Here is a 7,927-nt window from a genome sequence, read left to right on the forward strand (position 1 = left end):
GGCCGAGGCCGCGCACCGGACGCAGCACGCCGCGCGTCGCGACCAGCGCCGTCACCAGCGCCACCAGCACCGCGAGCCCGTCGGCGATCAGCAGCGCGCGGGTGAAGGAGGCCAGCTCCTGCTCCTCGCGGCGCAGGCTGACCGCCACCAGCAGCAGCGGGCGCGACGCGCCCCACGCCGCGCCGCCCGGCGTCGCGAGCATCCCGATCAGCAGGTAGGCGTGGCCGCCCACCCGGACGCGCTGGAATACCGTCCCGTGGTGGGCCTGGAAGGAGAAGTCCATGCTCACCGGGACGCGCAGGACCGCCGCGGCGGCGGCCCGCTCGCGGTCGTCCAGGGGACCCACCCGCTGGTCCCACGGGATGGAGGCCGCCCACACCCGGCGTCCCGGCCTCTCCAGGCCGCTGTGGAGCTGGTCCAGCACGACGTCCTCGGCGCCGGGCGGCGCGGTGACCGGGACGTACCGCGTGACGGTCTGGCGGACCTCGGCGATCTCGGTGTCCTGGACGCGTTCCAGCAGGGCGCGCCGGACGAGCACGTAGGAGATCCCGGACGCCAGCAGCGCGGCCGTCAGCGCCACGGCGACGAACGCGGCGGCGAGGCGGGTGCGCAGGCCCATCGGGCGGAGCCGCGCGGGCCACAGCCGAAGGCCCAGGGCTAGGCGGAGACCGCGCCGGAACGCCCCGGAGAGCGCGCGCGGAGACGGGACCCGCCCGCGCCGTTCCGCCGGAGGGCTCACGGCGCGGTGAAGCGGTAGCCGAAGCCGCGGACGGTCTGGATGAGCCGGGGCTCGGCGGGCTCGTCCTCGATCTTGGCGCGGACGCGCTGGACGCAGGCGTCCACGAGCCGGGAGTCGCCGGGATAGGTGTGCTCCCAGACGGCGGCGAGCAGGTGCTGGCGGGTCATCGCCTGGCCGGGGCGGCGGGTCAGCTCCAGCAGCAGCCGCAGCTCGGTCGGGGTGAGCCGGACGTCGCGGCCGGCCTTGGTGACCTTGAGCGCGGACCGGTCCACGACCAGGTCGCCGTAGGCGGAGCGGTCGGTGTGGGACTGCTCGGCCCGGCGCAGGACGGCCCGGATCCGGGCGTCCAGCACGCGCGGCTCGACCGGCTTGATGACGTAGTCGTCCGCGCCCGCCTCCAGGCCGAGCACCACGTCCAGGTCGTCGCCGCGCGCGGTGAGCAGGATGACCGGGAGGGTGTCGTCGCGCCGCACGCGGCGGCAGAGCTCGATGCCGTCGATCCCGGGCAGCATGACGTCCAGGACGGCGATCTCGGGCCGCCGCGCGCGCAGCGCCTCAAGGCCGTCCTCGCCGGTCGCGCGGGCGGTGACGCGGTGCCCGAGGCGGGTCAGGGCCAGCTCCAGCGCGACGCGGGCGGACGGGTCGTCTTCGACGAAGAGGATGCTCGCCACACCCCCATTATCCGGCCTTGGCGATCTTGATCCTCCGAGTGTCACGAAATCCGGACATCGCGCGAACGTGATCACAACAGCGCGTCGCGACGGTGGGATCCATGTCCCAGGCCATCGCTCCCCCGACCACGTCCGCCCCCGAGGCGCCCGGCAAGAGCTCGTCGCGCACGGGTTCGTCGACCACGGGTTCGCCGACCACGGGTCGGCCGACCACGGGCGCGCGCCGCCGCGATCGGGTGCCGTTGCTGCTGCTGCTCGGCGTCGTCGCGCAGGTGCTCGCCCGGCTCTGGCTGGCCCGCGCCCGCACCGGCCCGGTGGCGAACCCGGACGAGTCGGCCTATCTCACCGGCGCCCGGTGGCTGGCCGGCGGACCGAGCGCCGACTTCACCCACCACACCTTCTACCAGGCCGGATACCCGCTGCTGCTCAGCCCGCTGCGCTGGTTCTCGCACGACCCGGCGACCGTCTACACCGGCGTCATCGTGATCAACGCGCTGATCGGAGCCGCGCTGTTCCCGCTCGGGTTCGCGGCGCTGCGCCGGTTCGGCGTGGGGCGGCGCGCGGCGCTGCCGCTGGCCTTCGCGGCGGCGCTGCTGCCCGCCTCGACCTTCTTCGGGATGTTCGCGCTGACCGACGCGGTCCTGCCGGTGCTGGCGCTCGGCTGGCTGCTGCTGCTCGACCGGTTCGTCCGGACGCGGCGTCCCCTGGACGGCGCGCTGGCGAGCCTGGTGGCCGGCTACACCTGCTTCACGCACTCGCGCGGCGAGATCGTGCTGGCCGTCCACGTGCTGGCGCTGCTGGCGACCCGGCGGCGCGCGATGTGGGCCGGACTGGTCACGGCGGCGGCCGGCTTCCTGGCGGCGTCCTCGGCCAACGGCGCCCTGCGCCGCTCCATGTACCCGGGCGGCGCGCGCGACCTGGCACAGCTCCTCCAGGACAGGGTGACCAGCGCGTCCGGCCAGGCGTGGACGCTGTCGGGGACGTTCGGGCAGCTCTGGTACCTCGTCGTCGGGACGTGGGGGCTGGCCGGGATCGGGCTCGTCGCCGCGCTCGCCGCGCTCGCCCACAAGAACACGCGCCTGATGGCCGGGGTGCTGCTGACGACGACGTTCGGCATCGCGTACGCGTCCGAGGCGGCGCTGCCGGACGAGCACCGCGTCGGCAACTTCGCCTACGGCCGCTACCTGGCGCTGCTGGCGCTGGTGTACGTCCTGATCGCGCTCGCGGTGCTGGTCCGGGCGACGTCGCGGGCCGTGCTGGGGGCCGCTGTGGCCGGCCTTCTGATCACCGCCGAGACGGGCGGGACGGTGCTGCTTTACGCCGGGGACAGGCTGCGCACGCACCAGTACATCGGCTTCGACTTCCCCGAGATCTCCTTCCTCACCCAGAACCGGACCGAGCTGCGGCTCGTGGCCGCCACGCTCGTCGCCGCCGGGATGCTCGCCGTGCTGCTCGCGGCGCTGTTCGCGACCCGGAGGGCGGGCGGCGGCCTGGTCGTCGCCGTGCTGCTCCTCACGGCGAACATGGCGGCGATGACCTACATCGCGGGCGACGGGAAGCGGGTGACGCCGGGGTCGCCGCTGCCCGCCGCGTCCGAGCGCGGAGGCGTCGTCGTCGACCGCTCGGTGAACTGGATGGCGCGGACGAGGCTGGTCGACCCGGTGTGGTGGACGAGGATCGGCTGGATCGACGCGGCCCGCGAGGCGCCCGCGCGCGGCGTCTGCACGGTCGTCGTCCCGGCCGGGACGGCCGGCGCCCCGGCCGAGCGCACCTGGCCCGGCCACCCGTCCGGCTGGCTGACGCACACGGGCGGCTACGGCGAGGGCCGGTGGGTCGCCTGGTACGACCCGAGCTGCGGGACCGCGTAGCGCGCGCTCAGTGCCCGAAACGCGAGAAGCCCGCTCCGGGACGTTCCGGAGCGGGCTGCGCGCGTGCGTGAGGCCTGGCGGCCGTCCGCGGGCGCGTGCGACTAGAACCTGGTGACCAGGGCGATGCGGTCGTGGTCGACGAGGAAGCCGTCGGAGACGAAGGTGACCTCGCCGCCGAAGTCCAGCTGGGCCTCGATGAGGTTGTCCACGACGTCGTCGATGATCCCCTCGCCCTCGACGCGGCCCGGGCTGGTGTCGTCCAGCGGGTCGATCATGCCGTCCGGGCCGCGCAGGCCCGGCATGTGGTAGCCGCGCTCGACGACCAGGTGCTCGCCGCGGCCCTCCTTCACCAGCGGCAGCACCTCCTGGAGGCCCGCCGCGTACCGCTTCAGGCCGCGCGCGGCCTCCAGCTCGGTGAGCACGCCGACCTCGCGCAGGTCCTCGTAGGCGTGCAGGACGGGCCGGGCCAGGTCCATCAGGACCGAGGCGGGCGCGTCCTCGTAGGCGCCGTCGATGCGGCCGGCGACGGTGAGCTTGCCGCCCGCCTCCTCGTCGAACCACGCCTGCGCGCGCACCACGCCCGCGATGATGACCGGACGCCGGTCCCGCGCGTTGATCTTCTCCAGCGCCTCCACGGTCCGCCGGACGAACAGCTGGTGCGGGGCGTTGGCGTCGCGGATGCTCGGCGGCGACGCCCTGCCGACGACCGCCTCGTCCAGGCTCTCCGGCGTCATCGGGAAGCCCTCGCGCTCGACCTGCGTGAGCGTCTCGCCGCGCCCGTCCCACAGCCGCGTCCGGTGGTCGGACAGGACGAGCAGCCAGTAGCGGGTGCGGCGGGTGAAGGCGGCGACCAGGTCGCGGGTGGCGAAGGTGGTGTCCAGCACCACGCGCTCCTCCACGGGCTGGTCGATCGTGAAGGTGTGGACCTCCCCGCCTGGCGCGGCGAACAGGACCAGGCCCTCCTCCGCGTCGGCGGGGTCGAGGCGCTCGACGGCCCTCTCCAGGTCGCGGCAGAGCGCGTCGGCCTCCTGCGTCGCGACCTCGGGATCGTCCCGGAGTCGGCGCTTCACCTCGGCGAGCAGGTTGCGCAGGCGGATGGGGTCCTGCCGGTTGTCCGGCGCCCGGCGGAAGGTCGGCATGAGGACCGACACCGCCGGGTACGAGCGTGGCCTGCGCAGTTCGGACAGTGTGGCAGCGTCCATGATCCCCCGATCGACGTGTGCTTGCCTGTCTGCCTCCTTTTCTAACGAACCGCAGGTAAACCAGGTATAAGGGGCACTTCATGATCCCGTCGTGTCAAGCGCGGGACAGCCGCTGATCAACTCTCGGTACCGGCGGGACGTCGTACGGTCACGTCCCTTCCCGGCGGGGGACACCCCTGTGCGGGAGGTCGGTACGGATGCAGATCAACAGCAGGGGCCGGTCCGGCGCGCTCGCGGCGGCGGGCGTCCTCGCGGCGGCGGGGACCCTCGCGCTCGCCTCGTGCGGCGGCGGGAACGACATCGGCAGCGGCGGCGGGGCGCGGGAGAACGGCCGGGGCGGGAACGAGGCCGCCGCGGCGACCACCGCGGCCACGAACGCGCCGGCGGACAACTCCGCCTCCGGGCTGGAGGCGCAGTACGAGAAGGCCGTCCAGAGCGTCCTGCCGTCGGTGGTGCAGATCACCACCGACTCGGGCGAGGGCTCCGGGGTCGTCTACGACACCGAGGGCGACGTGGTGACCAACGCGCACGTGGTGGCGGGGGCGCAGCGGATCCAGGTGACCTCGGCGGCGGGCGGCAAGCCCCTGGACGCCAAGCCGGTCGGCATGTTCGCGCCGGACGACATCGCCGTGGTGAAGGTGAACGGGGGCGGGCAGCTCCGCCCGGCCCGGTTCGGCGACTCCGGCAAGCTGCGGATCGGCCAGATGGTGCTGGCGATGGGCAACCCGCTCGGGCTGTCGGGCAGCGTGACGCAGGGCATCGTGTCGCAGCTCAACCGCGAGGTGTCCACCAAGCGGGAGGGCGCCTTCCCCGGCGCGACCATCGGGGACGCCATCCAGACCAGCGCCGCGATCAACCCCGGGAACTCCGGCGGCGCGCTGGTCACCCTGAACGGCGAGGTGATCGGCATCCCGACCGCGGCCGCGTCCGACCCGCAGATGGGCGGCGCGGCGGTCGGCATCGGGTTCGCCACGCCGAGCGGCACGGTCCAGCGGATCGCGCCGCAGCTGATCAAGGACGGCCGGGTCACCAACTCCGGTCGGGCCGCGCTCGGCGTCGTCGTCCGCACGATCATCGACCCCAGCAGCCTGCAGCAGACCGCGGTCGGCGTCGTCAGCGTGACCAAGGGGTCGGGCGCGGAGAAGGCCGGGATCGTCCCCGGCGACCTGATCATGGCGGTCAACGGCAGCCCGACGCCGAGCCAGACCGAGCTGGCCGAGGTCCTGTCCAAGCTCAAGCCCGGCGACAAGGCCAAGGTGGACGTCCAGACCGGGAACGGCGCCAAGAAGACGGTGGAGGTCGCTCTCGGCGAGCTCCCCGGCTCCTGACCGTCCGGGGCTGGGCGCTCCCGCCTCCCGCCTCCCGCCTCCCGGACGCGCCTACGAGCCCGGGGAGATGAAGCCGGTCTCGTAGGCGAGGATCACGGCCTGCGTGCGGTCGCGGGCCTGCAGCTTCGCCAGGACGTTCCCGACGTGCGTCTTGACGGTCTGGGGGCTCACGAACAGCTCGGCCGCGATCTCGGCGTTGGACCGGCCGCGCGCCATCAGCCGCAGCACGTCCGCCTCGCGCTCGGTCAGCCGGCCGTGCCACTCCGCGCCGCTCGCCGCGCCGGCGGCGGCGTGCTCGGCCGCCAGCGCGCGGATCGCGGCCGGGAACAGCAGGCTCTCGCCGTGGACGACGGTCCGGATCGCCTGCAGGATCTCCTCCGGGCGGGTCCGCTTGAGCAGGAACCCGTCCGCGCCGGCCTTGAGCGCGTCGTAGACGTACTCGTCGTTCTCGAACGTCGTCACGACGATAATCTTGGGCGGGACGCCGCCCGCGGCCAGCAGCCGGCGGGTCGCCTGGATGCCGTCGAGGCGGGGCATCCGGACGTCCATCAGCACCACGTCCGGCGCGGTCCGGGCCACCGCGTCCGGGACGTCCGCCCCGTCGGCCGCCTCCCCCACCACGGTCAGGTCGGGCTCGGCGTTGATGATCGCGGCCAGCCCGGCGCGGATCAGCCGCTCGTCGTCCACCAGCAGCACCTTGATCGTCACGCCCCGGACATTAGCGGCAAAGACACCTCCATGCGCCATTCACCCCCGGACGGGCCCACCGCGATGTCCCCGCGCAGCACCGTCACGCGCTCGCGGATGCCGCCGAGGCCGCGTCCGCCGCCGTCCCGGGTCCGGCCCGGCGCCCCGCTCAGCGGGTTGGCCACCAGGACGTTCAGCCGGTCGTCGGCGACCGTGATGCGCAGCGTCACCGGGACCTTCCCGGCGTGCCGCAGCGCGTTCGTCAGCCCCTCCTGGACGATCCGGTACGCCTCCCGCGACACCGCGGCCGGAACGCCCGCGACGGCCGCGTCCACGCCGTGGTCCAGCTCCACACCCGCGATCTTGGTCTGCTCGACCAGCCGGCCCAGGTCGGCGAGCGTCGGCTGCGGGGTCGTGCGGGCCTTGTCCTCGCGGAGCAGGCCGAGGACGTGGTCGAGGTCGGCGAGGGCGGCCCGCGCGCTCTCCTCGATCGCGGTGAGCGCCTCCCGGGCGAAGTCCGGGTCCCGGTCCAGCACCCGCGACGCCGCGCCCGCCTGGAGCGTCACGACGCTCAGCGCGTGCCCGACCGAGTCGTGCAGCTCGCGGGCCAGCCGGTTGCGCTCGGCGAGCCTGGCGGCCTGCTCCTCCAGCTCGGCGACGCGCTCCTCGGGCGTCGGGCCGAGGAAGTGCGGGGCGAGCACGCTGAGCGTCTTGCCCGCGATCACGATCAGGCCGAGCAGCGCGAGCACCGCGGCCACCCCGGCGGGCGGCCCGAGCCACTGGTAGGGGCTGTGCTTCCAGGCGTACAGCGGGCTGCGCGGGTCGGCCATCACGCCCCAGCCGAAGAACGGGAAGAGCGTCAGGACCACCGCGAACGGCGGCAGCGCCAGGCTGGCCGCCCCGATCACCACCCCGACGTGCAGGTGCAGGCTGAACCACAGGCCGGTGCCGACGCGCGCCCGCAGCGTCCGCGCCACCGGGACGTTCATCGCGGCGAGCGGCCCGCCGAGCAGCTCCTTGACCGCGGTGCCCTCCATCTGCCGCACCCCGGCGACCATGCCGGTCACGACGGCGGCCGGGACGGGCAGCAGCACCATCGCGGCCACCGCCCACGGGCCGTCCAGCGGCGACGGCCCGACCACCACCATCAGCAGGAACCAGTACGGCATCAGCAGCGCCGCGCCCATCACCAGATAGGCCCAGCGGCGCCAGGTCGTGCGGTCGGTGACCGCGCGCAGGAGGGGAACCACGCGACGATCCTTACAGACCCCGTGACCTGCGCGCCTCCCCCGTCCGGGGGGTCACCGGCCGCGCGGGCGGGGGCACCGGCCGCGGGGGCGGCGGGCGCGGGTCACTTGCCGTGCTCCTCCTCGCGGCGCGCGAGGCGGGCGAGGCGGGCGTTGTAGGCGGCGAGCTCGTCGTCGGCCTCGGA

General features: G+C 74.5%; 7 protein-coding genes. 2 read left to right on the top strand and 5 right to left on the bottom strand.

Going from position 1 to position 7,927, the window contains the following annotated elements; all coding sequences use genetic code 11:
• On the bottom strand, window positions 1–619 hold a 619-nt coding region (locus AB0J52_RS19075; RefSeq protein ID WP_500182925.1), incomplete at its 3' end, for a hypothetical protein.
• Window positions 620–735: 116 nt separating this feature from the next.
• Window positions 736–1,410, bottom strand: a complete 675-nt coding sequence (locus AB0J52_RS19080) for a response regulator transcription factor (RefSeq protein WP_500182926.1) — start codon at window positions 1,408–1,410, stop codon at window positions 736–738.
• A gap of 101 nt (window positions 1,411–1,511) precedes the next feature.
• Between AB0J52_RS19080 and AB0J52_RS19085 the strand changes: the two genes are divergently transcribed.
• Entirely contained in the window at window positions 1,512–3,278 is a 1,767-nt protein-coding gene (locus AB0J52_RS19085; protein ID WP_500182927.1) for a hypothetical protein, read from the top strand.
• A gap of 101 nt (window positions 3,279–3,379) precedes the next feature.
• Here AB0J52_RS19085 and AB0J52_RS19090 read toward each other — a convergent pair whose 3' ends face one another.
• Window positions 3,380–4,480 carry a baeRF3 domain-containing protein gene (locus AB0J52_RS19090; protein WP_500182928.1) on the bottom strand — a complete coding sequence of 367 codons (1,101 nt, stop codon included), beginning with the start codon at window positions 4,478–4,480 and terminating at the stop codon, window positions 3,380–3,382.
• A 197-nt stretch (window positions 4,481–4,677) separates the two neighbouring features.
• Between AB0J52_RS19090 and AB0J52_RS19095 the strand changes: the two genes are divergently transcribed.
• Window positions 4,678–5,808, top strand: a complete 1,131-nt coding sequence (locus AB0J52_RS19095) for a S1C family serine protease (RefSeq protein WP_500182929.1) — start codon at window positions 4,678–4,680, stop codon at window positions 5,806–5,808.
• A 51-nt stretch (window positions 5,809–5,859) separates the two neighbouring features.
• Here the strand turns inward: AB0J52_RS19095 and AB0J52_RS19100 are convergent, their stop codons facing one another.
• Together AB0J52_RS19100 and AB0J52_RS19105 are read right to left on the bottom strand one after the other, a co-directional pair.
• The gene (locus tag AB0J52_RS19100; RefSeq protein ID WP_500182930.1) at window positions 5,860–6,555 is read right to left on the bottom strand and encodes a response regulator transcription factor; all 696 of its coding nucleotides are present in this window, start codon (window positions 6,553–6,555) and stop codon (window positions 5,860–5,862) included.
• Window positions 6,513–7,745 (bottom strand): sensor histidine kinase, encoded by a 1,233-nt coding sequence (locus AB0J52_RS19105; protein WP_500182931.1) that lies wholly within the window; start codon window positions 7,743–7,745, stop codon window positions 6,513–6,515. The genes AB0J52_RS19100 and AB0J52_RS19105 overlap by 43 nt, the downstream gene beginning before the upstream one ends.
• Window positions 7,746–7,927: the final 182 nt, after the last annotated feature.

The sequence above is a fragment of the Spirillospora sp. NPDC049652 genome (assembly GCF_040675125.1).
Classification (GTDB): Bacteria; Actinomycetota; Actinomycetes; order Streptosporangiales; family Streptosporangiaceae; genus Spirillospora.

Coding starts and splice junctions, on each gene's coding strand:
- AB0J52_RS19085 (WP_500182927.1), top strand. CDS start 1,512: ATGTCCCAGGCCATCGCTCCCCCGACCACGTCCGCCCCCGAGGCGCCC.
- AB0J52_RS19095 (WP_500182929.1), top strand. CDS start 4,678: ATGCAGATCAACAGCAGGGGCCGGTCCGGCGCGCTCGCGGCGGCGGGC.
- AB0J52_RS19090 (WP_500182928.1), bottom strand. CDS start 4,480: ATGGACGCTGCCACACTGTCCGAACTGCGCAGGCCACGCTCGTACCCG.
- AB0J52_RS19100 (WP_500182930.1), bottom strand. CDS start 6,555: ATGGCGCATGGAGGTGTCTTTGCCGCTAATGTCCGGGGCGTGACGATC.